This is a genomic window from Kocuria sp. U4B (assembly GCF_054875615.1).
Map to the genome: position 1 here is coordinate 2,649,953 of NZ_CM142180.1, position 26,556 is coordinate 2,676,508.

Annotated in this window: 24 protein-coding genes, 1 tRNA gene and 1 riboswitch; of the genes, 19 read left to right on the forward strand and 6 right to left on the reverse strand. The window is 73.1% G+C overall.

From position 1 onward, the window contains the following. Positions 1–3: 3 nt before the first annotated feature. Complete coding sequence (locus ACYSMR_RS12550) at positions 4–261, reverse strand: hypothetical protein (RefSeq protein ID WP_251334459.1); 258 nt, start codon at positions 259–261, stop codon at positions 4–6. Positions 262–433: 172 nt separating this feature from the next. On the opposite strand from ACYSMR_RS12550, the gene ACYSMR_RS12555 reads away from it, so the two are divergent. The 3 genes from ACYSMR_RS12555 to ACYSMR_RS12565 are packed head-to-tail and all read left to right on the forward strand — an operon-like array spanning position 434 to position 2,714. Next, positions 434–817, forward strand: a complete 384-nt coding sequence (locus ACYSMR_RS12555) for a cold-shock protein (RefSeq protein ID WP_251334460.1) — start codon at positions 434–436, stop codon at positions 815–817. 50 nt (positions 818–867) lie between these two features. Next, positions 868–1,431, forward strand: coding sequence for a DUF3027 domain-containing protein (locus ACYSMR_RS12560; RefSeq protein WP_461745612.1), 564 nt, complete (start codon positions 868–870; stop codon positions 1,429–1,431). Positions 1,432–1,484: 53 nt separating this feature from the next. After that, positions 1,485–2,714, forward strand: a complete 1,230-nt coding sequence (locus ACYSMR_RS12565; RefSeq protein ID WP_309125002.1) for an MFS transporter — start codon at positions 1,485–1,487, stop codon at positions 2,712–2,714. Positions 2,715–2,743: 29 nt separating this feature from the next. Here ACYSMR_RS12565 and serC read toward each other — a convergent pair whose 3' ends face one another. After that, positions 2,744–3,889: a phosphoserine transaminase gene (gene serC / locus ACYSMR_RS12570; RefSeq protein ID WP_461745614.1), complete on the reverse strand. Its 1,146-nt coding sequence runs from the start codon at positions 3,887–3,889 to the stop codon at positions 2,744–2,746. A 237-nt stretch (positions 3,890–4,126) separates the two neighbouring features. Between serC and ACYSMR_RS12575 the strand changes: the two genes are divergently transcribed. From ACYSMR_RS12575 to ACYSMR_RS12590, 4 genes are all read left to right on the forward strand, one after another. Further along, positions 4,127–4,816, forward strand: coding sequence for a metal-dependent transcriptional regulator (locus tag ACYSMR_RS12575; protein WP_461745616.1), 690 nt, complete (start codon positions 4,127–4,129; stop codon positions 4,814–4,816). Between the two features lie 399 nt (positions 4,817–5,215). Further along, a riboswitch (cyclic di-AMP (ydaO/yuaA leader) is annotated at positions 5,216–5,364 on the forward strand. 7 nt (positions 5,365–5,371) lie between these two features. Next, entirely contained in the window at positions 5,372–6,067 is a 696-nt protein-coding gene (locus tag ACYSMR_RS12580) for a C40 family peptidase (protein WP_461745618.1), read from the forward strand. A gap of 286 nt (positions 6,068–6,353) precedes the next feature. Then, positions 6,354–7,358, forward strand: a complete 1,005-nt coding sequence (locus ACYSMR_RS12585) for a C40 family peptidase (protein ID WP_461745620.1) — start codon at positions 6,354–6,356, stop codon at positions 7,356–7,358. A 125-nt stretch (positions 7,359–7,483) separates the two neighbouring features. After that, positions 7,484–7,750, forward strand: a complete 267-nt coding sequence (locus tag ACYSMR_RS12590; protein ID WP_251334142.1) for a hypothetical protein — start codon at positions 7,484–7,486, stop codon at positions 7,748–7,750. On the opposite strand, the gene ACYSMR_RS12595 is transcribed toward ACYSMR_RS12590, so the two are convergent. Further along, positions 7,668–9,065, reverse strand: a complete 1,398-nt coding sequence (locus ACYSMR_RS12595) for a DUF4031 domain-containing protein (RefSeq protein WP_461745622.1) — start codon at positions 9,063–9,065, stop codon at positions 7,668–7,670. The two genes, ACYSMR_RS12590 and ACYSMR_RS12595, sit on opposite strands and share 83 nt — an antisense overlap. A 63-nt stretch (positions 9,066–9,128) precedes the next feature. On the opposite strand from ACYSMR_RS12595, the gene ACYSMR_RS12600 reads away from it, so the two are divergent. From ACYSMR_RS12600 to pcrA, 3 genes are all read left to right on the forward strand, one after another. Beyond that, positions 9,129–9,201: transfer RNA gene (locus tag ACYSMR_RS12600), tRNA-Arg, on the forward strand. A gap of 308 nt (positions 9,202–9,509) precedes the next feature. Continuing rightward, positions 9,510–10,238 carry an NHL repeat-containing protein gene (locus tag ACYSMR_RS12605; protein ID WP_251334140.1) on the forward strand — a complete coding sequence of 243 codons (729 nt, stop codon included), beginning with the start codon at positions 9,510–9,512 and terminating at the stop codon, positions 10,236–10,238. Positions 10,239–10,288: 50 nt separating this feature from the next. Continuing rightward, on the forward strand, positions 10,289–12,763 hold the full coding sequence (pcrA, locus tag ACYSMR_RS12610) for a DNA helicase PcrA (protein WP_461745625.1): 2,475 nt from the start codon (positions 10,289–10,291) through the stop codon (positions 12,761–12,763). Between the two features lie 41 nt (positions 12,764–12,804). On the opposite strand, the gene ACYSMR_RS12615 is transcribed toward pcrA, so the two are convergent. Further along, the gene (locus ACYSMR_RS12615; protein ID WP_251334138.1) at positions 12,805–13,566 is read right to left on the reverse strand and encodes a hypothetical protein; all 762 of its coding nucleotides are present in this window, start codon (positions 13,564–13,566) and stop codon (positions 12,805–12,807) included. 262 nt (positions 13,567–13,828) lie between these two features. Here ACYSMR_RS12615 and sucC point away from each other — a divergent pair, with 262 nt between their 5' ends. The 3 genes from sucC to ACYSMR_RS12630 all read left to right on the forward strand — a co-directional run bounded on the left by sucC (position 13,829) and on the right by ACYSMR_RS12630 (position 17,727). Beyond that, positions 13,829–14,998, forward strand: a complete 1,170-nt coding sequence (gene sucC / locus ACYSMR_RS12620) for an ADP-forming succinate--CoA ligase subunit beta (RefSeq protein ID WP_461745627.1) — start codon at positions 13,829–13,831, stop codon at positions 14,996–14,998. A 31-nt stretch (positions 14,999–15,029) separates the two neighbouring features. Beyond that, entirely contained in the window at positions 15,030–15,947 is a 918-nt protein-coding gene (gene sucD / locus ACYSMR_RS12625) for a succinate--CoA ligase subunit alpha (RefSeq protein ID WP_251334136.1), read from the forward strand. A gap of 151 nt (positions 15,948–16,098) precedes the next feature. Next, a complete protein-coding gene (locus tag ACYSMR_RS12630; protein ID WP_461745629.1) occupies positions 16,099–17,727 on the forward strand; it encodes an alkaline phosphatase D family protein in 1,629 nt (542 codons plus the stop codon). Positions 17,728–17,798: 71 nt separating this feature from the next. Here ACYSMR_RS12630 and ACYSMR_RS12635 read toward each other — a convergent pair whose 3' ends face one another. Together ACYSMR_RS12635 and ACYSMR_RS12640 are read right to left on the reverse strand one after the other, a co-directional pair. Beyond that, positions 17,799–18,191, reverse strand: coding sequence for a tautomerase family protein (locus ACYSMR_RS12635; protein WP_309125209.1), 393 nt, complete (start codon positions 18,189–18,191; stop codon positions 17,799–17,801). Between the two features lie 68 nt (positions 18,192–18,259). Continuing rightward, positions 18,260–18,448 (reverse strand): MFS transporter, encoded by a 189-nt coding sequence (locus ACYSMR_RS12640; RefSeq protein ID WP_461745631.1) that lies wholly within the window; start codon positions 18,446–18,448, stop codon positions 18,260–18,262. Between the two features lie 697 nt (positions 18,449–19,145). Here ACYSMR_RS12640 and ACYSMR_RS12645 point away from each other — a divergent pair. The 6 genes from ACYSMR_RS12645 to ACYSMR_RS12670 are packed head-to-tail and all read left to right on the forward strand — an operon-like array spanning position 19,146 to position 26,483. Further along, the gene (locus ACYSMR_RS12645; RefSeq protein WP_461745633.1) at positions 19,146–20,102 is read left to right on the forward strand and encodes a sugar phosphate isomerase/epimerase family protein; all 957 of its coding nucleotides are present in this window, start codon (positions 19,146–19,148) and stop codon (positions 20,100–20,102) included. Positions 20,103–20,133: 31 nt separating this feature from the next. Continuing rightward, positions 20,134–21,081 (forward strand): sugar phosphate isomerase/epimerase family protein, encoded by a 948-nt coding sequence (locus ACYSMR_RS12650; RefSeq protein WP_461745635.1) that lies wholly within the window; start codon positions 20,134–20,136, stop codon positions 21,079–21,081. After that, entirely contained in the window at positions 21,078–22,064 is a 987-nt protein-coding gene (iolC, locus tag ACYSMR_RS12655; protein WP_461745636.1) for a 5-dehydro-2-deoxygluconokinase, read from the forward strand. Before ACYSMR_RS12650 ends, iolC begins: the two co-directional genes overlap by 4 nt. Then, on the forward strand, positions 22,061–22,999 hold the full coding sequence (locus ACYSMR_RS12660) for a Cgl0159 family (beta/alpha)8-fold protein (RefSeq protein ID WP_309125214.1): 939 nt from the start codon (positions 22,061–22,063) through the stop codon (positions 22,997–22,999). Before iolC ends, ACYSMR_RS12660 begins: the two co-directional genes overlap by 4 nt. Beyond that, positions 22,996–24,945: a 3D-(3,5/4)-trihydroxycyclohexane-1,2-dione acylhydrolase (decyclizing) gene (gene iolD, locus ACYSMR_RS12665; protein ID WP_309125215.1), complete on the forward strand. Its 1,950-nt coding sequence runs from the start codon at positions 22,996–22,998 to the stop codon at positions 24,943–24,945. Before ACYSMR_RS12660 ends, iolD begins: the two co-directional genes overlap by 4 nt. Positions 24,946–24,956: 11 nt before the next feature. Further along, positions 24,957–26,483 (forward strand): CoA-acylating methylmalonate-semialdehyde dehydrogenase, encoded by a 1,527-nt coding sequence (locus ACYSMR_RS12670; RefSeq protein ID WP_461745639.1) that lies wholly within the window; start codon positions 24,957–24,959, stop codon positions 26,481–26,483. Positions 26,484–26,556 lie beyond the last annotated feature (73 nt).

The following is a 26,556-nucleotide window of genomic DNA, read 5'->3' on the forward strand; positions in this document are numbered from 1 at the left end:
GGCTCAGGCCCGGCGCCGGCGCAGCACCGAGCGCACCAGGGACGCGCAGAGCAGGAGGAAGGCGACCGGGAACGCGAACCACGGGATGGCGGTGAGCCCGTCCCACGGGTCCGCGCCGGCCCACTTGAGCACGAGCAGCAGCGTGAGGCACGCGGCGCAGACCAGCCCGAGCACGAGCGCGGCGGCGCTGAGGGCGTCGATCCCCGAGCGGGCGGCGGGACGGTGCCGGGGCGCGGCGGAGCGGTCGTCGGGAGCAGGCATGGTTCCAGGATACCGAGCGGGGCGGCCGCCCGGGGCCGCCGCGGACGGCCCCGGGCGGCCGCGCGCGGCCCCGGGGCCGGGATCCGGGCTAGAATGAGAGGTTCCATCGGGTGGCTCGGCGGCACGGACCGCCGGCCGCCCGTTCCACGAACGCGACAACGAGGGAGACAGCGTGCCCACCGGCAAGGTCAAGTGGTTCGATTCCAAGAAGGGCTTCGGGTTCGTGGCGACCGACGACGGCCAGGAGGTCTTCCTGCCCTCCTCGGCGCTGCCCTCCGGCGTCACCACGGTGAAGCCGGGCACGCGGATGGAGTTCGGCGTGGCCGAGGGCCGGCGCGGCGCCCAGGCGCTGTCCGCCCGCGTGCTGGAGAAGGCCCCGTCGGTGGCCCGGAACGTCCGCAAGCCCGCGGAGGAGATGGCCGTGATCACCGAGGACCTCATCAAGCTGCTGGACGGCATGTCCAACGGGCTGCACCGGGGCCGCTACCCGGACTCGGCGCACGGGAAGAAGATCGCCGCGATCCTGCGCACCGTCGCCGACAACCTGGACGTCTGAGCCCTCCGTCCGACCGCCCGCTCCGCCCACCACCGTCGAGGAGACCAGCAGTGACCCAGGAGATCGCCACGGACGCCCCCGCCGGGGACGCCGAGCCCGTGAGCGCCGCGCAGCCGCCGGCGCGCCCGGCCCGGCGCCGCCGCGCCCCCAAGCCGGACCCGCTGCTCGTGGACTCCGTCGCGGCCGCCCGCACGGCCGTCGAGGAGATCGCCGAGCCCGGACACATCGGCGAGGGCCACCACGTGCGGATCGAGGAGGACCGTCTGGTCACCCACCTGTTCGAGTGCGCCCTGCCGGGCTACCGCGGCTGGAACTGGTTCGCGAGCCTGGCCCGCGCCCCGCGCAGCAGGACGGTGACGGTGTGCGAGGTGGGCCTGCTCCCGGGTGACGACGCCCTGCTGGCGCCGGAGTGGGTGCCGTGGGCCGAGCGCGTGAGCCCCGAGGAGAAGGCCCTGGAGGACGCCGCCGAGCTGGAGGAGGCCGCGGAGCGGGAGCTCGCGGAGCAGGACGACGCCGAGGCGGAGGCCGCGGCCGGCGACCCGGTGGCGGAGCACCCGGGCGCCGAGGGGGCCGAGCAGGACACGGGACGGCCGCAGGGCGGCGATCCGTCCTGACCGCCCCGCCGACGGCTGCCGGGACGGACGACGCCCCCGAGCCTGCGGGCGGGATGTTCCGCTCCTTCCGGTTCAGGAACTACCGGGTGTGGTTCCTGGGCGCGCTCGTGTCCAACATCGGGACGTGGATGCAGCGCACGGCGCAGTCCTGGCTGGTGTTCGACGAGCTCACGGACCACGACGCCACGGCCATGGGCGTGGTGACAGCCCTGCAGTTCCTGCCCCAGCTCTTCCTGGCTCCGTACGCGGGCGTGCTCGCCGACCGGCTCGACCGGCGCCGGCTGCTGCTGTGGACGCAGGCGGGCATGGCGGTGCTCGCCGCGGCGCTGGGGGTTCTCGTGCTCTCCGGCGCGGCGACGCTGTGGCTGGTCTACGCCCTGGCCCTGGGCCTCGGCGTGGTGAGCACGCTGGACGCCCCCGTGCGCCAGACGTTCGTCTCCGAGATGGTCGACGACGTCTACCTCTCCAACGCCGTGGCCCTGAACTCGACGTCGTTCAACGCCGCGCGGATGATCGGTCCCGCGGTGGCCGGGCTGCTGGTGGCGTCCGTCGGGTCCGGATGGGTGTTCCTGCTGAACACGCTGACCTTCGGGGCGATGATCGCGGCGATCCTCGCCATCCGCCCGGGCGAGCTGCGCCGGCTGCCCCGCAGCGGGCGCGGGCGCGGGCAGATCCGCGAGGGCATCGCCTACGTGGTGCACCGCCCCGACATCCTCGCGGTGATGGTCACGATCTTCCTCATCGGCACGTTCGGGCTGAACTTCGCCGTGTTCCTCGCGGCCATGGCGGGGCCGGTCTTCGGCCAGGGGTCGGAGGTCTTCGGCGTGCTCAACTCGGTCCTCGCGGTCGGCACCGTGGCGGGCGCCCTGCTCTCGGCCCGGCGCCGCCGCGCCCGGCTGCGCTACGTCTACGGGGGCAGCGCCGTCTTCGGCCTCGCGTGCCTGGGCGCGGCCACGGCTCCCAGCCTGCCGCTGTTCGCGCTGTGGCTGGTCCCGTGCGGGCTGTCCTCCCTGACCATCATGACCACCGCGAACGCGTACGTGCAGACGACGACGTCCCCCGTGATGCGCGGGCGCGTGATGAGCCTCTACATGGCCATCTTCATGGGCGGCACCCCGGTCGGGGCGCCCGTGGTCGGCTGGATCACCGACGCCCTGGGGGCCCGGTGGGGGATGGGGGTGGCCGTGGCCGCGGGCGTCGCCGGGGCCGCCGTGGGCCTCGTCTTCTGGCTGCGGGTGCGCGCGGCACGCCCGGTCCGGCAGGGCGCCGGACCGGGCGCGTAGCGGTCGCCGCCGAGGGCCGTACCGGCCGCTCAGCGCCCGGTGCGGCCGTCCGTGCCCAGGTGGGCGACGACGTGGTCGATGCAGGCCAGCAGCCGGGCGACGTCGTCGGGGTCGATCGAGACGAACGTGGCGATCCGCAGCTGGTTGCGCCCGAGCTTGCGGTAGGGCTCCACGTCGACGATCCCGTTCGCGCGCAGGACGGCGGCCACGGCCGCGGCGTCCACGGTGGCGTCGAAGTCGACGGTGGTGATGACCGTGGAGCGGTCCTGGGGGCGGACCACGAACGGGGACGCGAAGGCGGAGGCCTGCGCCCAGGCGTAGACCAGGTCGGAGGAGGCCTTGGTGCGGGCGGCCGCCCAGTCCATCCCGCCGCGGCCGTTGAGCCAGCTCAGCTGCTCGTCGAGCATGACCAGGGTCGCCAGGGCCGGGGTGTTGTAGGTCTGGTTCTTCCGGGAGTTCTCCACCGCGGCGGTGAGCTTCAGGAAGTCCGGGATCCACCGGTTGGAGGCCCCGACGCGCTCGATCCGCTCGATGGCCGCCGGGGAGAAGGCGCCCAGCCACAGCCCGCCGTCGGAGCCGAAGTTCTTCTGCGGGGAGAAGTAGTAGACGTCCGTGGCCGCCAGGTCCGCGGCCATGCCCCCGGCGGCGGAGGTCGCGTCCACGACCACCAGGGCGTCCTCGGCGATCCCGGCGGGCCGGGCCACCGGGGCGGCGACCCCGGTGGAGGTCTCGTTCTGCGGCCAGGCGTAGACGTCCACGCCCTCCTCGGGCCGCGGGGCGGGGCGGGTGCCCGGGGCGGCGTCGACGAAGGAGGAGGCGGCCAGGAACGGGGCGCGGTCGGTCACCTGGGCGAACTTCGCCCCGAACTCCCCGAACGTCAGGTGCTGGGCCTTGCGCTCGACGAGCCCGAAGGCCGCCGCGTCCCAGAACGCGGTCGCCCCGCCCAGGCCCAGGAGCACCTCGTAGCCGGCGGGCAGGCGCAGGAACTGCGCCAGTGCCTCCCGCACCGAGCCCACGAGCTCCTTGATCGGTGCCTGCCGGTGGGAGGTGCCCAGCAGGGTCGCCCCAACCCGGGAGACGGCCTCGACCTGGGCGGGGCGGACCTTCGAGGGGCCCGCCCCGAACCGGCCGTCGGCGGGCAGCAGGTGCGGGGGAATGGTGACGTGTGCGGGCAACGGGCGCTCCCTCGGAAGGACGTGCAGTCGGGACGGGCGGCGGGGCGGCGGTCAGCAGCCGGTGGACGGCGTGCGCGCCTGCGGTGCCACGGCCCCCATTGTGCCCCACGGACGCTCGTGGCCCGCCGTGCGCCCGTCGCCCCGGCCGCAGGGCGGCTGGCGCACTAAGCTCGTGCGGTAAGACCGTCCCGGGCAGGATCCCCGGGGTGGGACGGCCGGACGAAGGGTGACCGACGCATGAGCGACCTGATCGACACCACCGAGATGTACCTGCGGACCGTTCTCGAACTGGAGGAGGAGGGGATCACCCCGATGCGCGCCCGCATCGTCGAGCGCCTCGGCCATTCGGGGCCCACGGTCTCCCAGACGGTGTCCCGGATGGAGCGCGACGGGCTGCTCACGGTGGGGCCGGACCGGTCACTGGTGCTCACCGAGGCCGGGCGCGTGCGGGCCGTGCAGGTGATGCGCAAGCACCGCCTCGCGGAGCGGCTGCTCGCGGACGTCATCGGCCTCGACCTCGCGCAGGTCCACGACGAGGCCTGCCGGTGGGAGCACGTCATGAGCGAACAGGTGGAGCGCCGGCTCGTCGACCTGCTCCACAGCCCGCGGTACTCCCCGTGCGGCACCCCGATCCCGGGCCTGGGCGCTCTCGGGGTCGACGAGCAGCCGGTCCCCGGGCCGCACCGGACGCTGCTCGAGGCCGCCCGCAGCGCGCCCGAGGCGGTGCACACGATCGCCCTGCTGCCCGAGTTCGTGCAGGCGGACACCGCCCTGCTGCGCCTGCTCAGCGACGTGGGCATCCTCACGGGGGCCGAGGTCCGGGCCCGGACCGACGGGCAGCGCGTGCTCGTGGAGATCCCCGCCACCGGGCGCTCCGCTGAGCTCGACCTCCGCACCGGCGCGGCCATCCGCGTCCTCACCTCCTGAGGCCCCGCCCCGCCTCCTGCGGCCCCACGCTTCGGAGGGAGCATCCGTCCGAGGGCCCCGCCGGTCCCGGCGGGGCCTGTCCGCGCATGTGTGGACGTTCACAGCCCGCTTCCGCCCCGAACCCCGCCGGCACGCCGAGCTGTCGTCGAAACCGCTGATCAGCGCGGGAAACCGCGGTCCGCGACCCCCACTGCACCGTTCCTTGCGGGATCGCATCCATAGGCGTCCCCCACACAGAAGGGGCCTATTCGGTCGCATGGCGATACAACGCTGTTATCGGCCGTGATCAAAACGTGACACATCCGTAATCGGTCATGTACTGTTCAACGCGTGCTGATCACTGGTCGGATCGGCGCCCTCGTGGCACATCGCCGAATTCTGCCGGTGCCCGGGGTCCGAACACAGAAATTGCTTGGCAGAAGCGGGGGAACCACATTCGGTCCCACGAACTGGGGCCTAGGGGTTAAGTCGCCGGAGCGCGTGCGCTCTGCGGCCGGGTGTCTCCCACCCGAATCCGACAGCTCACCTCGTAGGCAAAGGGAGGAACACACACTCATGGCTTTCCTTAAGCAGAACTCTGCCCGCCACCGCGCCCAGGTGCAGTCCCACGCCGTGCGCAACACCACCATCGCCGCCGCCGCCGGCGCCGCGATCCTCGGCTCCGTGGCCCCCGCCCAGGCCTACGCGGAGGTCCCCGCGGCCTCCGGCGCCGTGTACTCGGCCCCCGCCGCCTCGCTGGCGAGCTACACCTCCTACTCCTACCAGGCCCCCGTCGCGGCGCCGGCCCCCGCCGCTCCCGCGGCCGCCCCGGCCCCCGTCGCGGCGCCGGCCTCCACCCCCCAGGCCCCGGCCGCGCAGCAGAGCGCCTCCACCTCGAGCCTGTCCACGCAGTCGGTCTCCACCCAGTCGCTGTCCTCCGCGAGCGGCCTCGTCGGCACCGCGATGAAGGGCATCGGCTCGGGCTACGTCTACGGCGGCACCGCCTTCGGCGCCTGGGACTGCTCCGGCTTCACCAAGTGGGTCTACGCGCAGCAGGGCATCAACCTGCCCCGCACCACCTGGGCGCAGTTCGCGGCCGGCACCCCCACCGCCACCCCGCAGCCGGGCGACCTCGTCTCGCAGAACGGCGGCGCCCACGTCGGGATCTACCTCGGCGGCGGCAAGATGATCTCCGCCCTCAACCCCTCGCAGGGCACCCAGATCCACTCCGTCAACGCCATGGCGCTCGACGGGTACTACACCTTCCGCTGATCCGGACCGCCGCCCGCGTCGACCACGGTCGCCGCGGGCGGCGCCCGTTCCGCACCCCGGCCGCCTCCCCCTCCCCCGGCCGGGCGGCAGTCCCCCCCCCCCCCCCCCGCGTCCGTTCGGGCGCCCCCTCTCCTCCGCTCGTCCGCCGCGGCCGCCGTTCCAGGACCTGGGACGCCCCCTGCCGCACACCGGAGCACCCCGCGTCACCGCGCGGGGTGCGTTCTGCTGTGCCCGGCACCGGCCCGTGCGGGCCCGCTCGGCCCAGCAGAAAGCTCCTGAACCCCCCATGTCTCGTCACCTGAACACCTCGCGCGGCGCCGGCTCCTTCTTCACCGGCAGGGCCCGCACCGCGGCCGCCGTCGCTGCCTTCTCCGGCCTGGCCCTGGCCACCACCGTGTCCGTGCAGGCCGCTCCCGCCCAGGACGCCGGCACCGACGCCCCGCTCTCTGCCGTGGCCGCAGCCACCCCCTCCGCGGCCCCGGCCGTCTCCCTCGAGCCCGTCGCCCACGTGCACAAGGCCGAGAAGGCGGAGAAGAAGGCCGAGAAGAAGGCCGAGCAGAAGAGCGAGAAGCAGGCCGCGAAGGCGCAGAATTCCGAGCAGAAGGCGCCCTCCGCGGTCGCGGCGCCCGCCGCCCAGGCCCCGGTGGCCGTTGCCGCCCCCGTCGCCGCGGCGCAGGCGGTGGACGCGCCCCAGGCCCAGCCCGTCGCGCAGCCCGCCCCGAAGGCCGAGCCCGTCGCGCAGCCCGCCCCGAAGGCCGAGCCCGTCGCGCAGCCCGCCCCGAAGGCCGAGCCCGTCGCGCAGCCCGCCCCGAAGGCCGAGCCCGTCGCGCAGCCCGCCCCGAAGGCCGAGCCCGTCGCGCAGCCCGCCCCGAAGGCGCAGCCCGCCCCGAGGGCGCAGCCCGCCCCGAGGGCGCAGCCCGCCCCGGTCGCCGAGCGCGCGCTCGCCCCGCAGTCCACGCCCTCCGGCAGGGGGGCGACCATCGCCTCCGCCGCCCTGGGCCAGCTCGGCGTGGGCCAGGACTGCACCGCCCTGGTCACCAACGCCCTGCGCGCCGCCGGCATCAACCACCACGGCTGGCCGGCCTCCTACCTGAAGCTCGGCACGCAGGTCTCCGCCGCCCAGGCCAGGCCCGGCGACCTCGTGTACTACGCCAACGGCGGCATGGGTGCGGCCCACATCGCCGTCTACATCGGCGGCGGCAAGGCCGTCCACGGCGGCTGGAACGGTGGCACCACCGCCGTCTCCAGCGTCTACGTGGGCTCCGGCCCCGTGTTCGTGCGCGTGGGCTGAGCGCGCGGGCACCCGTTCTGCAGGTGCGCGGTTCCCGATCGACCGGACGGGGACCGCGCACCTGTCTTTCGCCGGCCGGAGCAGTGCGGAGGGCGGAGCCGGGCGCCGCCGATAGAATGGCTCCCATGCCCTCCGACTACAGCCGCAACGCCCGCACGAGCCTGGACCGCGAGTACGCCTACATGGCCTGGGGCATGATCGCCGGAGCCGTCCCCGGGATCGTGGTGGGCTTCGTGGTCGCCGCGTTCGCCGGCCACGCCGCCATGTGGCTGTCCGTCTTCGGCGGCCTCGGCATCGTCCTCGGCCTCGTCACCGGGACCCTGCTGCACCGGGCGCGACGCTCCCGGACCCGGCTGCCCGACCCGCGGGGGACCGGCGCAGCGCGGGAATGACGTGCTCCCGCAGCAGCGGGGCGAGGTCGTCGGGCAGGGCCGCGACCGACGCGTCGTCGAGCGGGAGCCGGCGCAGCTCCTCGATCTCGGCCAGCGGCTCCGGCCGTCCGGTCAGGAGAGCGGTGAACACCGTGCAGCGCACCCAGGTGGCGGCCTCGTTCGCGGCCGGGGACTCGAACTGCCCGAGCAGCCGCAGCCGGTCGGCGCCCACGCGCAGCCCCACCTCCTCCTCCGCCTCCCGCACGGCGGCGGCGGCGGGCGTCTCGCCCGGCTCCAGCTTCCCGCCCACCAGCATGAAGCGGTCCGTGCCGCGCTTGCGCACGGTGAGCAGTGCCCCGTCGTCGTCGAGGAAGCACACGGCCGTGATGGTCAGCACGGCCACGTCCGCCGGCACGCGTGACGAGGAGCCGCCGGCCGCGGCGCGCAGGCGGGCGATCTCGTGCTCGAGATTGCGCGCGGCGCGGGCCCCCCAGCGCCGCTGCGCCGCCGGGGTCCGGTACAGCGGCTGACGCCGCCACAGCCCCTCCAGCACGCCCAGCCGCCCGGCTGCGAACAGCTCCTCCGGCACGTGCGCGTACTCCCGCCGCACGCCGGCGGTGTAGGCGGCGTACGCTCCCGGCTCCGCCCCCAGGACCGCCAGGTCGGCGTCGAGCAGCAGCGCTCCGGCCTCGTCGCCGGGCGCGGCCGCGTGGTCGAGGGTGAGCAGCACCAGCCGCTCGACCTCCGCGGCGAGGTCCTCCGGGACCCCGGCGGCGCCCAGGCGCTCGCGCGCCAGCGCCGCGGAGTCCCGTTCGTCGTCCCCGGGCCGGCCCCGGTACACGGCGTCGTGGAACCAGGCCGCCAGCAGCAGCGCCTCGTGGACACCGCCCGCCGCCGGCACGCCGCTCTGCGGGACCAGGTGGTCGAGCGCCTCGAGGACGGCGAGCAGGTGGGAGCGGTCGTGGTAGTGGCGGTGCGCCTCCCCCCAGCGCTCCACGAGCTCCGCCCCGAGGCCCGGCAGCGCGGGGAAGTGCGCCTCCCAGCGCCGGCGCAGCGTTCCCGCGAGCTTCTCCGGCCGGGCCCGGGCCGGCACGCGCAGCCCGCTGCGCAGCAGCAGCCGGGTCAGCTCGCGCGCGTCCACGGGCACCGCCCCGGCGACCACGGCGTCCTCGTACAGGCTGGCCCGCACGTCGTAGTGGTCCCGGTCGAACGCCCGGCGCGCCACCCCGAGGCGGTCGGCGAACGCGTGCAGCTCGTCGTAGGACGTGTCGGAGACCAGGTGGGAGAACCGGGTGCCGTGCGCTGGCCACAGCGGGGGATCGATGTAGACGGGCATGCGGTCGATCCTATGCCCGCCCGGTTCGCAGGCTCCCGGGGGAGCCCCTAGACTGTTCGCGTCGCCCTCGTAGCTCAGGGGATAGAGCACGGCTCTCCTAAAGCCGGTGTCGTTGGTTCGAATCCAATCGAGGGCACGCACAGCTGCCGGGGCCCCGGACCGCACGGTCCGGGGCCCCGGTGCGTCCGCGGGACGCCCCCGCCCGGCTCGCGCGCCGCGGCCGCGGCCCCGCCGGGGCTCGGGCGGTGCCGCTGCGCCGCCGTGCTTCCCGGCCTTGTGCGCCGGTGCCGGTCCCGTGCCGCACTGTCCGGCTGTGCGGCCCCGGCCGAATCGGCCGGCCCAGGAGTAGGCTGAGGCCACCCGCGGCGGCCCGCGCGCCGCCCGGGGCCGGCTCGGCCGAGGACGGCCGGGCCCCGCCGAGGACGGAACACGGAGGTGCCGGTCATGGAACTGTCCATCGGACTCCCGGACGGCCTGCTCATGCGGCTAACCGAGGGCAACGTGCTCACGCTGTTCGAGCCGGACCACGAGACGGTCCGCCGGAGCGTGGACTGCTCGGTCCTCGGGGGTGCTGCCATCGCGGACCTGGTGTGGTCGCACAAGCTCTCGGCCGTGATCGCCGCGGTGCCCTCCCTGCACCGGCTGTTCCGCTGGGACCCGTACACGGACGTGCTGTACGAGTTCGCGGGCACGGGGGAGTCCGGCCGGCGGGACGGGAGGGCGGCCCAGGCGAAGTTCGCCGCGACCGTCTCCATCACCGAGGACGGCAACGGCACCCTGTGGCTCATCGACCGCGACTCCTCGTCCCTGCGCTGCATCGAGATCGACACCGACAAGCCCGACGGCGGCCCCCACGTCTGCACGGTCGTCGGCCGGCGCGGGGCCGGGTTCGCCGACGGCCCCGCCGACGTCGCCCAGCTCGACCACCCCGAGGACCTGCAGATCCTCTACGACGGGTCGATCGTCATCGCGGACACCGGCAACGACGCCATCCGCCACCTCGACCCGGGCACCCGGGAGCTGGACACCGTCTACGGCGGCGGCACGGACGACGCCGTGGAGTTCGACGACGACATCCGGCTGCAGCGGCCCCGCCGGGTCACGGTCGCCGACTCCGAGCTGTGGGTCGAGGACGACAACGGGCGGCACCGGCTCGAGCTGCACTTCGTCTGAGGGCCGTCCCCGACCGGGTGTCCCCGGCCCTCGGTAGACTGGAGGACACGATGGACTACCTCTTCGACAACCCCCTCCTGCCCTCCGCCTCCCTGGCCCGTGCCGGGACGCACGCCGCGCCCCGCCGCCCCGCCGTGACCCCGGAGGCGCTCGTGGAGGGCCTCAACCCGCCGCAGCGGGCCGCCGTCGAGCACGCCGGTTCGCCCCTGCTGATCGTCGCGGGCGCCGGATCGGGCAAGACGCGGGTGCTGACCCACCGCATCGCCCACCTCCTGGCCACCGGCCGGGCCCACCAGGGCGAGATCCTCGCGATCACGTTCACCAACAAGGCCGCCGCCGAGATGCGCGAGCGCGTGGTGGAGCTGGTGGGGGAGTCCGCGAAGTCCATGTGGATCTCGACGTTCCACTCCTTCTGCGTGCGGGTGCTGCGCCGGGAGGCCGCCAGCGTGGGCCTGAAGTCCACGTTCTCCATCTACGACTCCGCCGACTCCCTGCGGCTGATCACGCTCGTGGCCAAGCAGCACGACCTCGACCCCAAGCGCTTCGCGCCCAAGAGCATCCAGCACCGGATCTCCGCCCTGAAGAACGAGCTCGTCGACGACGAGACCTATCTCTCCCGGGTCTCCGAGACCGACCCGTTCGAGAGCGCGGTCGCCCAGGTCTACCGCGGCTACACCGAGCGGCTGCGCGCGGCCAACGCCATGGACTTCGACGACCTCATCGCCCAGACCGTCCACATGCTCCGGGCGTTCCCGCAGGTCGCCGAGTACTACCGGCGCCGGTTCCGGCACGTGCTCATCGACGAGTACCAGGACACCAACCACGCCCAGTACGCCCTGGTGCGCGAGCTCGTCGGCACGCCGGCGGACCCGGCCCAGGACGTCGGGCCGGGCGCGGACCCCGTGCCCCCGGCCGAGCTGACCGTCGTGGGCGACTCCGACCAGTCCATCTACGCGTTCCGCGGCGCGGACATCCGCAACATCGTGGACTTCGAGCAGGACTACCCCAACGCGCGCACCATCCTGCTGGAGCAGAACTACCGCTCCACCCAGAACATCCTCACCGCGGCCAACGCCGTGATCGCCAAGAACAAGAGCCGGCGGGACAAGCGGCTGTGGACCGCCTCGGGCAGCGGCGAGAAGATCGTCGGCTACGCCGCCGAGAACGAGCACGAGGAGGCGCGCTTCATCGCCGAGGAGATCGACCGGCTCCAGGACGACGACGGCTACCGGCCCGGCGACGTCGCCGTGTTCTACCGCACCAACGCGCAGTCGCGCTCGCTCGAGGAGATCCTCATGCGCGTGGGCCTGCCCTACAAGGTGGTCGGCGGCACCCGGTTCTACGAGCGCAAGGAGATCAAGGACGCCCTGTCCTACCTGCGCGCCATCGTGAACCCGGCCGACGACATCAACGTCCGCCGGATCGTCAACGAGCCGAAGCGGGGCATCGGGGACCGCGCCGAGGGCGCCGCCGCGGCGCTGGCGCAGCGGGAGCGGATCTCCTTCATGGACGCCCTGCGCCGCGCCGACGAGGCCCCGGGCATGGCCACGCGCTCGCTCAACGCGGTGAGGGCCTTCGTCCAGCTCATGGACGACCTCGCCTCGGTGGCCGAGAGCTCGGGCGCCGCCACCGTCCTGGAGGCCGTGCTCGAGCAGTCCGGCTACCTCGCGGCGCTGCGCGGGTCCCAGGACCCGCAGGACGAGTCCCGGGTGGAGAACCTGGCCGAGCTCGTGGCCGTGGTCCGCGAGTTCGAGCGGGACAACCCGGACGCCGGGCTGCCCGAGTTCCTGGAGCACGTCTCCCTCGTGGCCGACGCCGACCAGATCCCCAACCGCCCGGCGGGCGACGCCGAGGGCGGGCCCAGCGCCGAGCAGATCGCCGCGGAGGTCGCCGAGGCCCGCGCCCAGGGCGTGGTCACGCTGATGACCCTGCACACCGCCAAGGGGCTGGAGTTCCCGGTGGTCTTCCTCACGGGCATGGAGCACGGGCTGTTCCCGCACCAGCGCTCCCTGATGGACGAGAAGGAGATGGAGGAGGAGCGCCGCCTCGCCTACGTGGGCCTGACCCGCGCCCGCGAGCGGCTCTACCTCACCCGCTCGGAGTTCCGCTCCATGTGGGGCCAGTCCCAGTACAACCCGGCCAGCCCCTTCCTCGACGAGATCCCGTCCGAGCTCGTCGACTGGAAGCGCGAGGGGTCCTCGGCCGCGCCGTCGTGGGGATCCTCCCTGCACGGGGGCGCCGACCGGCGGGACCCGATGCGGGGTTCCTACTGGGGCGCCGCGGCGTCGTCGAACGCCGCGTTCGAGCGGATGGGCCCGTCCCGGTCCACCGCGGCGGGACGGGTGCAGCCGAACAAGGAGATCCCGTCCCTGTCCGTGGGGGACACGGTGGACCACAAGGCGTTCGGCAAGGGCACCGTGGTCTCCCTCGAGGGCGCCGGGGACAAGACGGTGGCCAAGGTCCGCTTCGGGGCCGACGAGAAGCGGCTGCTGCTGCGCTACGCGCCCCTGACCCGCGTGGGCTGAGGCCCTGGGAAAGAACCCCGGGAAGCACGCCGGGGGAGGGCTCAGACGAACAGGAGCACCGCCGCGGTCGCCGGCGCCGTCCAGCGCAGCGACTTGCCGGTGAGGTTGTGCACCGCGCCCAGCAGCGTGCAGCACACCAGCGCCGTGGCGGCGGAGGGCACCCCGCCCAGGACCAGCCCGGGCAGGGCCAGCAGCAGGCCGAGCGCGATCCCGCCCACCGGGGTGGTGCGGACCAGCCGGGACGGCCGGCGCAGCTCCGCGGCCCGCTGCACGCACGTCAGCACGAGGGCGAGCAGCAGGGAGCGGCCCACGTGGTAGACGGCGAAGCCCACCATGGCCAGCCACGCGCCACCGCCGTGGACCGCGTACAGGTCCAGGTAGAGCTGGATCGGCGGGACCCGCCACCCGCCCACGAGGAACACGGGCAGGATCACCCCGAGCAGCACCGCCGCGACGAACAGCACGAGCGCCGTGGTGGCCGTGCTGGTCGTGCGGTCCTCGGGGTCCGGGGCCGGGTCCTCGGCGGGGAGGGGCTCGGGCACGGCGGGGTCCGCCGCCCGGTGGCGCAGCCACGCGACCAGCCCCCGCTGGATGCCGGCCCACAGCCCGCCCAGGCACAGCCACACGAAGACCTGCCAGCCCAGCGGGTAGACCGCAGGGATCTGCCCGGTGAACATGAGCACCGTCCCGTCGGCGACGGCCTCCAGCCCGAGCGCCAGGAACGCCAGGACCGCGACGGTGACGAGGAAGCCGGCATCGGCGGGGGCGAACGCCCGGTTCTCGGGCTGGTCGAGGGAGCTCATGGGCCCAGTCAATCAAGAATCGCGCGCCGGGATGCACCGGGGCCGGGTTGCAGCCGCCGATTCCGCATGCACTACAGTCTCGTACAGGGAGTGCACCGGATTGTCCTGCGCCCGGAACGGCTCCGCGCGACAGCCCGGATGCACCCGCCTGGCCTCGGCCCGGCGGGGTGCTCCGCGCTCCGTTCACCAACCGGTCGGCGCGGCCCGAGTCCCCACCCGGGTCGACACCGACGCACGACTTCGACGAAGAAGGACATCACCCGTGGACCTGTTCGAATACCAGGCACGCGACCTGTTCGAGAAGCACGGCGTGCCCGTGCTCCAGGGCATCGTCGCGACCACCCCGGAAGAAGCAAAGGCCGCCGCCGAGAAGATCGGCGGCGTCACCGTCGTCAAGGCGCAGGTCAAGGTCGGCGGCCGCGGCAAGGCCGGTGGCGTGAAGGTCGCCAAGACCGCCGACGAGGCCTACGAGTACGCGCAGCAGATCCTCGGCATGGACATCAAGGGCCACACCGTCCACCGCGTGATGATCGCCCAGGGCGCCGACATCGCCGAGGAGTACTACTTCTCCGTGCTGCTGGACCGGGCCAACCGCTCCTACCTGGCCATGTGCTCCGTCGAGGGCGGCATGGACATCGAGCAGCTCGCCGTCGAGCGCCCCGAGGCCCTCGCCCGCGTCGAGGTCGTCCCCACGGAGGGCATCACCGAGGCCAAGGCCCGGGAGATCGTCGAGGAGGCGCGCTTCGACGAGGAGACCGCCGCCAAGGTGGTCCCCGTGCTGGTCAAGCTCTGGGACGTCTTCAAGAAGGAGGACGCGACCCTCGTCGAGGTCAACCCCCTCGTCAAGACCGGCGACGGCGAGATCCTCGCCCTCGACGGCAAGGTCTCCCTCGACGAGAACGCCGAGTTCCGCCAGCCGGAGCACGCCGCCCTCGCGGACAAGTCCAGCGCCGACCCGCTGGAGGAGAAGGCCAAGGCGCACGACCTCAACTACGTCAAGCTCGACGGCGAGGTCGGCATCATCGGCAACGGCGCCGGCCTGGTCATGTCGACCCTGGACGTCGTCGCCTACGCCGGCGAGAAGCACGGCGAGGTGAAGCCCGCCAACTTCCTGGACATCGGCGGCGGGGCGTCGGCCGAGGTCATGGCCGCGGGCCTGGACGTCATCCTCAACGACCCGCAGGTCAAGTCCGTGTTCGTCAACGTCTTCGGCGGCATCACCGCGTGCGACGAGGTGGCCAACGGCATCGTCAAGGCCCTGGAGATGCTCGGCGACGAGGCCAACAAGCCGCTCGTGGTGCGCCTGGACGGCAACAACGTCGAGGAGGGCCACCGCATCCTCGCCGAGGCGAGCCACCCGCTGGTGACCCTCGCCGAGACCATGGACGAGGGCGCGGACAAGGCCGCCGAGCTCGCCCACGCCGCCCACTGATCCGCCGAACACTACTGAGGAACGAACAGCAATGGCTATCTTTTTGAACAAGGACTCCAAGGTCATCGTTCAGGGCATCACCGGCGGCGAGGGCACCAAGCACACCGGCCGCATGCTCGCCGCGGGCACCCAGGTCGTGGGCGGCGTCAACGCCCGCAAGGCCGGCACCACCGTGGCCCACAAGGACAAGGACGGCAACGACGTCGAGCTGCCGGTCTTCGGCACCGTCGCCGAGGCCGTCGAGAAGACCGGCGCGGACGTCTCCATCGTCTTCGTGCCGCCGGCCTTCACCAAGGACGCCGTGGTCGAGGCCGTCGACGCCGAGGTCCCGCTCGTCGTCGTCATCACCGAGGGCATCCCGGTGCAGGACTCCGCGGAGTTCTGGGCCTACGCCAAGTCGAGGACCGACGAGAACGGCAAGCAGAAGACCCGCATCATCGGGCCGAACTGCCCCGGCATCATCACCCCGGGCGAGTCCCTCGTGGGCATCACCCCGGCCAACATCACCGGCAAGGGCAAGATCGGGCTGGTCTCCAAGTCGGGCACCCTGACCTACCAGATGATGTACGAGCTGCGGGACATCGGGTTCTCCACCGCCATCGGCATCGGCGGCGACCCGATCATCGGGACCACCCACATCGACGCCCTCGAGGCGTTCGAGGCGGACCCCGAGACCGAGGCCATCGTGATGATCGGCGAGATCGGCGGCGACGCCGAGGAGCGCGCGGCCGACTTCATCAAGGCGAACGTGACCAAGCCGGTCGTCGGCTACGTCGCGGGCTTCACGGCTCCCGAGGGCAAGACCATGGGCCACGCCGGCGCCATCGTCTCCGGCTCCTCGGGCACCGCCCAGGCCAAGAAGGAGGCCCTCGAGGCCGCGGGCGTGAAGGTCGGCAAGACCCCGTCCGAGACCGCGCAGCTGATGCGCGGCATCTTCGAGGGCAAGTGATCCGCCGGGCCCCGGCCCGCTGATCCCCGGGGAGGCCCCGTCCGCGCACGCCGCGGGCGGGGCCTCCGCGTCCCCGGCCGCTCATGGCACGGCCCCCCGGGCGTCGCCCGGCGTTAAGCCGCCGGTCGGCGGCGGCTCCGAGGATGGGCGCATGGCTACCTTCTCGCGCCGCGGCCTGCTCCAGGGCTCCCTCGCGGCCTCCGCCCTGACCCTCGCCGCCACGACCCCCGCCGCCGCCGTGCCGGTGGCCCGCACCTCCTCGCCGGCGCTCGTGCGCAGGCGCCTGCACCTGCCCAGCGGCATCGCCACGGGCGACGTGACCTCGAACTCGGCGATCCTGTGGTCCCGCACGGACGGCACCGGCCGGATGCGCGCCCGGCTGCGGGCCGTCGACGCCGAGGGCACGCCCCTGCGCGGGCACGGTGCCCTCGACCGGACGCTGACCTCCGGGTGGGTCACGGACGCGACCGACCACACGGTGAAGATCGGGGCGACCGACCTGCCGCCGGGCACCCGGTTCGCCCTGGAGGTCCGCTTCGAGGACGAGGAGGGCGTGCTCTCCGACGTCGCCCACGGCACCTTCCGCACCGCGCCCGGCGGGAGCCGGGGGAGGGGGCGGGGCCGCGGCGGCGCCCGCGGCCAGTCCTTCGTGTGGACGGGCGACACCGCCGGCCAGGGCTGGGGCATCAACCCGGACCTCGGCGGGATGTACGCCTACCGGGCGATGCACGACCTCGCCCCCGACTTCTTCATCCACTCCGGGGACACGATCTACGCGGACGGACCGATCCAGGCCGAGGTCGTCGAACCGGACGGCAGCGTGTGGCGCAACGTGGTCGTCGAGGGCGTCACGAAGGTCGCCGAGACCCAGGAGGAGTACCGGGCGCGGCACCGGTACAACCTCATGGACCACAACGTGCGGGCGATGTACGCCGACGTGCCCGTCGTCGCCCAGTGGGACGACCACGAGACCACCAACAACTGGTGGGCCGGGGAGGTCCTGGAGGACCCGCGCTACACGGTGCGCGACGTGAACACGCTGGCGGCCCGGGGCCGCCGGGCCTGGCAGGAGTACCAGCCGGTCGGGGACGCCCGCGCCCTGCGCCCGGGCACCACGGGCTTCGAGGACCAGCGGATCCACCGCCGGCTCGAGCGCGGCCCCCAGCTCGACGTCTTCTGCCTCGACATGCGCACCTTCAAGGGCGAGAACACCGCGGGCCGGGAACGGGAGGCCACCCCGCTGCTCGGCGAGGAGCAGGTGCAGTGGCTGATCGACGGGGTGACGTCCTCGGAGGCCGTGTGGAAGGTGATCGCCGCGGACCTGCCCCTGGGCGTGGTCGTCCCCGACGGGAAGGCGCAGGAGTCGGTCGCGAACGCCGACGACGGCGAGCCGCTCGGCCGCGAGCTCGAGCTGGCCCGCGTGCTCCGGGCGTTCAAGGACGCCGGCGTGCGCAACGTCGTGTGGGTGACCGCGGACGTGCACTACTGCGCGGCCCACCACTACTCGCCCGAGCGGGCGGCGTTCACCGGCTTCGACGAGTTCTGGGAGTTCGTGGCCGGGCCGATCAACGCGGGCGGCTTCGGCCCCAACGCGCTCGACGGCACCTTCGGCCCCGAGCAGGTCTTCGCGAAGGCCGGCCCGGCGGGGGGCTCCCCGCGGGACGGCCGGTACCAGTTCTTCGGTCACGCGCAGCTGGACGAGGACGACGTCCTGACCGTGAGCCTGCGCGACGGCTACGGGGACACCGTGTTCAGCAAGGAGCTCGTCCCGCAGCGCTGAGGACGCGACGCGGGCCCGTCCGCGCGCGGCGCGGACGGGCCCTCGGGCGGTGGTGCGGTGGGCGCGGACGCCTAGAGGTGGCCTTCGAGGAACTGGGCGACGCCGTGGCCGAAGGACCAGTCGGCGCGGGTGTTCTCGGTGACGGAGACGATGAGGTCCTGCGGGTCGAGGGCGGTGCGGTCCTGGAGCCGGTCGGCGAGGGCCCGGTACATGGCCTTCTTCTGGTCCTCGGTGCGGCCCTGCTGGAAGACCTGGACGACGACGAGGTCGTCGGTGCGGGTGAAGCCCAGGCCGGTGTCCTCGGCGATGATCTGACCCGGCCGGTGCTCGGTGATGATCTGGTAGCGGTCGCGCTCGGGGGCGGCGAAGGTGTCGAGCATGACGTCCTGGACGACGTCGGCCAGCTCGCGGAGCTGGTCGGGGGTGCGGCGGTTCTCGATCACGTCGATGCGCACGAGGGGCATGGGAGGAGCCTTTCGGTGGAGTCCGGGAAGCGGAGGAGGAGCATGGGCGGCCGGCGGGCCGGACCGGGTCAGACGGTGCTGTAGTCGGCCTCGAACTGCTCCTGGAGGTCCTCCAGGGTCCTGCCGCGGGTCTCGGGCACGGAGGTCGCCACGAAGAGCAGCGCTAGGAACCCGACGAAGGCGAAGAGCAGGAAGGTGCCGAAGCCGAGCGACGCCACGAGCGGAGGGAAGACGAGGGGGACGATCGCATTGGTCACCCCCGGGCGAGCACGGTCATCACGCCGCGGAACCTCAAGAGGTGGATCTCGGCGATCATCAGCCAGGCGAGGGCCGATGGTGGGGTCCGCTCCGCATCACCGGCCCGTCACCAAGATCACACCGGAACGAAGTCATGTCAAGACATAATGACAAAAAGTGGGGGTAGGTGTCGGAAGTACTGACGAGGAACCGGGCAAGAACACTGCCGCGCCTTCCGTGGAGCCCGTCCGCATCGGCGAGGTGCGACAGGGCGGTCGGGCGACGGTGCGGCGCTGCGCCGACGACCTCAGGGCGGCCTCCGCGGCGGAGCCGGTGGGGTCGACGGGTCCGGTGCAGCGCAGCATCAGCAGGCCTCGGGCTCAGTGGCCGGGCGCGCGACTGCTGGAGGAGGTCGAGGTTGCGCCCACGGGTGCCCGGGGCCGGCCCGCCAGGGCGGTCCGTGGTGCTGGGCGCCGCCGAGATCGCCGGTCCCGCTCTCCTCGGCGCGCCCCGGAGGTGGAGTCCGTGACCCTCGTCGTCCCCGGCGGGGTCCCGGAAGGCCGCCGGTGGACAGGCCTCAGGAGGAAGTAAGACCGTATGTCTTTACAAACTGACCTAATTCCGTATTCTGGTTGTGATCCGGACCACTGATGGGCCGGGCGCCCGGGCTCCGTCCCGCGGTGCCGCCCCGAAACCAGCACCAGGAAGCAGGTCACCATGGCGCAGCAGAAAGCGACCACCGTCACCGCCGAGTCGGCGCAGCAGCAGAACCCCGTGCTCATCGGCACCGCTCCCGACTCCTGGGGCGTGTGGTTCGCCGACGACCCCCAGCAGACGCCGTGGGAGCGGTTCCTCGACGAGGTCGCCGAGGCCGGCTACTCCTGGATCGAGCTCGGCCCCTACGGCTACCTGCCCACCGACCCCGCCCGGCTCGCCGACGAGCTCGCCCAGCGCGACCTCAAGGTCGCCGCCGGCACGGTCTTCACCGCCTTCCACCGCGGCGCGGCCCAGTGGGAGGAGGCCTGGGAGCCCGCCCGGAAGGTCGCCGAGCTGACCGCCGCCATGGGCGGGGAGCACATCGTGGTCATCCCGTCCATGTGGCGCGACGACGTCACGGGCGAGGCCGTGGAGAACGAGCACCTGAGCGCCGAGCAGTGGAGCGCTCTGTGCGCCGGCCACGACCGGCTCGGGAAGGTGCTGCGCGAGGAGTTCGGCCTGCAGCAGCAGTTCCACTCCCACGCCGACTCCCACGTGTGCGGCCAGCCCGACATCGAGACCTTCCTCCAGCGCACCGATCCCGAGCTCGTCACCCTGTGCCTGGACACCGGCCACGCCGAGTACGGCGGCGCCTCCTCCGTGGACCTCATCCGCAAGTACCCCGAGCGCATCGGCTACCTGCACCTGAAGCAGATCGACCCGGTCGTGCTGGAGCGCGTGCGCCGGGAGAACATGACCTGGGCCGCCGCCAACCTCGCCGGCGTCATGGTCGAGCCGCCGGCCGGGCTGCCCGACCTCGCCCAGGTCATCGAGGAGGTCGAGAAGCTGGGCCGGCCGGTGTTCGGGATCGTCGAGCAGGACATGTACCCGGTGTCCTCCTTCGACGTCCCCCTGCCGATCGCCACCCGCACCCGCTCCTACCTGATGGGCTGCGGCTCGCGCACCCGCGTCCGCTGAGACCCTCCGCCCGCCGACCAGGAGACACGACATGAAGATCGCCCTCGATCCCACGCCCTTCCACCACAGCCACTCCCTGCTCGAGTTCCCGCGGCTCGCCGCGGAGCTGGGCTACGAGTACCTCCAGCTCACCCCGCACGCCGACTTCCTGCCCTTCTTCAACCACCCCAAGGCCGACGACGACCTCGTCGCCGCCCTGCGCAAGGCGTGCCGCGACGCGGGCGTCCAGATCGCCTCCGTCCTGCCGGTGCTGCGCTGGTCCTCCCCGGACCCCGACGCCCGGGAGGCCGCCGTGCGCTACTGGAAGCGCGCCATCCGGATGACCGTGGACCTCGGGGTGCAGCAGATCAACACCGAGTTCCAGGGCCGCCCCGAGCGGGCCGAGGAGTCCGAGCGCGCGTTCTACCGCTCGGTGGAGGAGCTGCTGCCCCTGATCGAGGCCGAGGACGTGCACATCGCGATCGACCCGCACCCCGACGACTTCGTCGAGCAGGGCCTCGCCGCCTGGCGGGTGATCCGCGGGGCGAACTCGAAGAACCTGGGCTTCGTCTACGTGGCGCCCCACACCTTCCACATGGAGGACGCGCCGCTCGAGATCATGGCCGCGGTGGGGGACCGCCTGCGGGTCGTGCACGTCGCCGACACCATGGACCACCACCGCTCCCACGGGCTGCGCTACATCACCAACCCGCCCGGCAACCCCGTCCGGGTCCACCAGCACCTGAAGATCGGCGACGGCGACGTCGACTGGGGCGAGTTCTTCAGCGGCCTGGCCGCCAACGGCTTCCTCGACCGGGAGGAGACCGTGATGGTCTCCTCCGTGTTCGCGGAGGACGAGAACGCGGCCGAGGTCTCCCGCTACCAGCTGGCCCAGATGCGCGAGCGCAGCGCCGCGGCCCGCAGCGCAGCACAGCACCACGCCCGCGCTACCCAGGAGTCCTCGCAGGAGTCCCCGCAGAAGACAGGAGCCCACGCATGAGCTACGACGTCGTGACCCTCGGGCGCATCAGCGTCGACATCTATCCCGACGACGTGGGGGTGGGCCTCGAGGACGTGAGCACCTTCCGCAAGTACCTGGGCGGCTCCCCGTCCAACGTGGCGGTCGCCGCGGCCCGCCACGGCGAGTCCGCCGCGGTGATCACCCGCACCGGCGAGGACCCCTTCGGGGTCTACCTGCACCGCGAGCTGCGCCGCTACGGCGTGGACGACCGGTTCGTCTCGGCCGTGCCGGGGCTGCAGACCCCGGCCACGTTCTGCGCGATCCGTCCCCCGGAGGACTTCCCGCTCTACTTCTACGGGCGCTTCCCCACCGCCCCGGACCTGCAGATCCGCCCCGAGGAGATCGACACCGAGGTGGCGCGCGAGGCCCGGATCCTGTGGTCCACGGTCACCGGGCTGTGCCAGGAGCCGTCCCGCTCCGCCCACCTCGCCGCCCACGCGGCCCGGCCCCGGGAGCAGCTGCGTCCCGACCAGCACACGATCCTCGACCTCGACTACCGGCCCATGTTCTGGGCCTCCGAGGAGGAGGCCCGCGCCCAGGTCCACGAGCTGCTCCAGCACGTGACCATCGCCATCGGCAACGACAAGGAGTGCGCCGTGGCAGTGGGGGAGGGCACCCCCGACGAGCAGGCCGACCGGCTGCTGGAGGCCGGCGTGCGGATCGCCGTGGTGAAGCTCGGCCCGGAGGGCGTCATGGCCAAAACCCGCGACGAGCGGGTGGTCTCCGCCCCCGTCCCGGTCGAGACGGTCAACGGCCTCGGCGCCGGGGACTCCTTCGGCGGCGCCTTCTGCCACGGCGTCAACCAGGGCTGGGCCCTCGAGCAGGTGCTGGACTACGCCAACGCCGCCGGGGCGATCGTCGCCTCGAGGATCTCGTGCTCCGACGCGATGCCCACCCCCGACGAGGTCTTCCAACTGCTGCGCGAGCGCGGCCGCGCCGTTCCCGAAGGAGCCACCCGATGAGCACCTCACAGATCGAGCTCGACACCAGCGCGGACCCGCGCCGCTACGAGCACCTCTCCCGGATCCGGCTCGAGGACCCGCAGGCGGTCCAGCGCGCGGCCGACTCCCGCCGCCGCCACCCCGGTCCCGTCCACGGTCGGCAGAACTTCGTGGTCGCCGCGGACCACGCGGCCCGCGGGGCCCTGAAGGTGCGCGACCAGCGGGACGCCATGGCCGACCGGCGCAGCCTGCTCGACCGCCTGCAGATCGCCCTCGCGAACCCGCGGGTCGACGGCGTGCTGGCCTCCCCGGACGTGCTCGACGACCTGCTGCTGCTCGGGGCGCTGGAGGGCAAGCTGGTCTTCGGCTCGATGAACCGCGGCGGGCTGCCCGGGCTCGTCAACGAGATCGACGACCGCTTCACCGGCCACACCGCCGAGGCCCTGAACCGGATCGGCGCCGACGGCGGCAAGATGCTGACCCGGATCTGCTTCGAGGACCCGCACACCACGTCCGTGCTGGAGAACACGGCACACGCCGTGGACTCCCTCGCGGCCCTGGGCCTCATCGCCATGGTCGAGCCGTTCATCTCCCGGATCACCGACAGGGGCATCGTCAACGACCTCTCGGCCGACGCCGTGATCCACTCCGTGGCCATCGCCCAGGGCTTGGGCGGGTCCTCCGCCTACACCTGGATGAAGCTGCCCGTGGTCGAGGACATGGAGCGCGTCATGGCCTCCACGACCCTGCCCACCGTGCTGCTGGGCGGGGACCCGAGCGGGTCCCCCGACGAGGTCTTCGCCACCTGGGAGGCCGCCCTGGCGCTGCCCGGCGTGCAGGGCCTGACCGTGGGCCGCACCCTGCTCTACCCCGAGGACGGCGACGTCGCCGGCGCCGTGGCCACGGCCGCCTCCCTGCTCAAGGGCCACCCGGTCCAGGAAGGAGCCGCTCGATGAGCGCGCGCACCCTGTCCGTCTCCCAGGCGCTCGTGGAGTTCCTGGCCAACCAGTGGACCGTCGACCGCGTGGGCGGCACGGAGCACCGGGAGCGGACGATCCCCGGCATGTTCGGCATCTTCGGCCACGGCAACGTGGCCGGGGTGGGCCAGGCGCTGAAGCAGTACCAGGCCCAGGACCCCGCGCTGATGCCCTACTACCAGGGCCGCAACGAGCAGGCCCAGGTCCACCAGGCCGTCGGCTACGCCCGGCACACCCGGCGCCGGGCCACCTTCGCGGTGACCACCTCGATCGGCCCCGGCGCGACCAACATGGTCACCGGCGCGGCGCTGGCCACCACCAACCGCCTGCCGGCGCTGCTGTTCCCCTCCGACCAGTTCGCCTCCCGCGCCCCGGACCCCGTGCTGCAGCAGCTCGAGCGCCCTGACGCCGGGGACCTGACGGTCAACGACGTCTTCCGGCCGGTCTCGCGCTTCTTCGACCGCGTGTGGCGCCCGGAGCAGCTGTTCTCCGCCCTGCTCAACGGCATGCGGGTGCTCACCGACCCGGCCGAGACCGGCGCGGTCACGATCGCCCTGCCGCAGGACGTGCAGGCGGAGACGCTGCAGGTGCCCGAGGAGTTCCTCGCCCCCCGCGAGTGGCGGATCCGCCGCCCCGCGCCGGAGGAGGAGGACGTCCGGGCCGCCGTCGCGGCGATCCGGGCGGCCGAGCGGCCCGTGGTCATCGCCGGCGGCGGCGTGCACTACGCGTTCGCCACCGAGGCGCTGGCCGAGTTCGCGGAGGCCACCGGCATCCCCGTCGCCTACACCCAGGCCGCCGTCGGCGTGATGGACTGGGACCACCCGCTGTGCCTGGGGGCCGTGGGCTCCACGGGCTCCACCGCGTCCAACGCCGTCGTGGCCGAGGCCGATCTCGTGATCGGCATCGGCACCCGCTACGAGGACTTCACGACCGCCTCCCGCACCGCCTTCCAGCACCCGGACGTGCGCTTCGTCAACATCAACGTGGCCGCGTTCGACGCCTACAAGCACGGGACGTCCGTGCCGGTCGTCGCCGACGCCCGCAAGACGCTCGTGGAGCTCACGAAGGCGCTGGGCGGCTACCGCGTGGGCGCGGACCTGGCCGAGGTCGTCGAGGCCGAGAAGCGGCGCTGGGACGGCATCGTCGACGAGGCGTTCGCCGCCCGCCACGAGCCGCTGCCCAGCCAGAACGAGATCATCGGCGCCGTCAACGAGGCCATGGACGACCGCGACGTCGTGGTCTGCGCGGCCGGCTCCCTGCCCGGGGACCTGCACAAGATGTGGCGGGTCAAGGACCCCTACGGCTACCACGTCGAGTACGCCTTCTCCTGCATGGGCTACGAGATCGCCGGCGGGCTCGGGGTCAAGCGGGCCGCGCTCGACGAGGCCGCACGCACCGGCGAGCCGGCGCGCGACGTCGTCGTCATGGTCGGCGACGGCTCCTACCTGATGATGCACACCGAGCTCGTCACGGCCGTGGCCGAGGGGATCAAGCTCGTGGTCGTGCTCATCCAGAACCACGGCTACGCCTCGATCGGCGCGCTGTCCGAGTCCCTGGGCTCCCAGCGCTTCGGCACGAAGTACCGCTACCTCGACGGGGAGCGGCACAGCTTCGACGAGGGCTCGACGCTGCCGATCGACCTCGCCACCAACGCCGAGTCCCTCGGCGTGGCCGTCCTGCGGGTCGAGCCCGGCGAGGGCGTGATCGACCGGCTGAAGGCCGCCGTCGCCCGGGCGAAGGCGGTGCCCGAGGGCTCCGGTCCCGTGCTCGTGCACGTCGAGTCGGACCCGCTGATCGACGCGCCCAGCTCCGAGTCGTGGTGGGACGTGCCCGTGACGGCCACCGCCACCCTCGGCTCCACGAACGAGGCCTACGCGGTCTACCAGCAGCACAAGGCCCGGCAGCGTCCGCTGCTCGGCAACTGAAGGAGGAACCCATGACGCAGCAGACCGAGCAGCAGACCCAGCACGTCGAGCACTTCATCGCCGGCGAGCGCACCCCCGGCACCGGGGGGAAGACCCAGGAGATCTACAACCCGGCCACGGGGGAGGTGTCCGGCATCCTGCACCTGGCCTCCGAGGCGGACCTGCAGCGTGCGGTGGCCGCGGCGCGGAAGGCGGCCGACTCGTGGGGCGACGTCTCCCTGGCCAAGCGCACGGCGGTGCTGTTCAAGTTCCGCGAGCTCGTGGCCTCCCACACCGACGAGCTCGCCCGGCTGATCACCGCCGAGCACGGCAAGGTCCTCTCCGACGCCAAGGGCGAGGTCGGCCGCGGCCTGGAGGTCGTGGAGTTCGCGTGCGGGATCGCCGAGCAGCTCAAGGGGGAGTTCTCCGACCAGTTCTCCACCGGCATCGACGTGTACTCCTTCCGCCAGCCCCTGGGCGTGGTCGCCGGGATCACCCCGTTCAACTTCCCCGTGATGGTGCCCCTGTGGATGGCCCCGGTCGCGATCGCCACCGGCAACGCGTTCATCCTCAAGCCCTCCGAGCGGGACCCCTCGCCGTCGCTGCTGATCGCCGAGCTGTGGCAGCGGGCCGGCCTGCCGGACGGCGTGTTCCAGGTGCTGCACGGCGGCAAGGAGGCCGTGGACGGGCTGCTGACCCACCCGGACGTGGACGGCATCTCCTTCGTGGGCTCCACCCCGATCGCCCAGTACGTGCACGAGACCGCGACCAAGCACGGCAAGCGCGTCCAGGCCCTCGGCGGGGCGAAGAACCACGCCATCGTCCTGCCCGACGCCGACATGGACTCCGCGGCGGACAACCTCACGGCCGCCGCCTTCGGCTCCGCCGGCGAGCGCTGCATGGCGGTCTCGGTGGCCGTGGCCGTGGGCGAGGCCGCGGACCTGCTGGTGGACAAGCTCGCCGAGCGGGCGAAGGACATCACCGTGGGCAACGGCATGGACGCGTCCTCCGACATGGGCCCGGTGATCACCCCGGCGTCGCGGGACCGCGTGGTGAGGATCGTGACGGCGGCCGAGGAGGCCGGCGCGGCGGTGGTCGTGGACGGTCGCGACCTGGTCGTGGACGACCACGAGAACGGCTTCTTCGTGGGCCCCACCGTCCTCGACCGGGTGCGCCAGGACATGGAGGCCTACGAGGAGGAGATCTTCGGCCCCGTGCTGGTCGTGCTGCGCGTGGACAGCTTCGACGAGGGCATCGAGATCATCAACGCCAACCCCTACGGCAACGGCACCGCGATCTTCACCTCCTCCGGCGCCTACGCCCGCCAGTTCAAGCGCCGCGTCACCGTGGGGATGATCGGCATCAACGTCCCGATCCCGGTGCCCGTCGCGTGGCACTCCTTCGGCGGCTGGAAGGCCTCGCTGTTCGGGGACCACCACATCTACGGCCCCGACGGGGTGCGCTTCTACACCCGCGGCAAGGCCGTGACCGAGCGGTGGCCCGAGCCCCACCACGCCTCCGGGGCGTCCTTCGCGTTCCCGTCGTCGTCGGACCACTGAGCGCCATCCATCGCAGGTGACGCCCTGCCGGGCACGGTCCCGTGCCCGGCAGGGCCTCGAACATTCCAGGCCC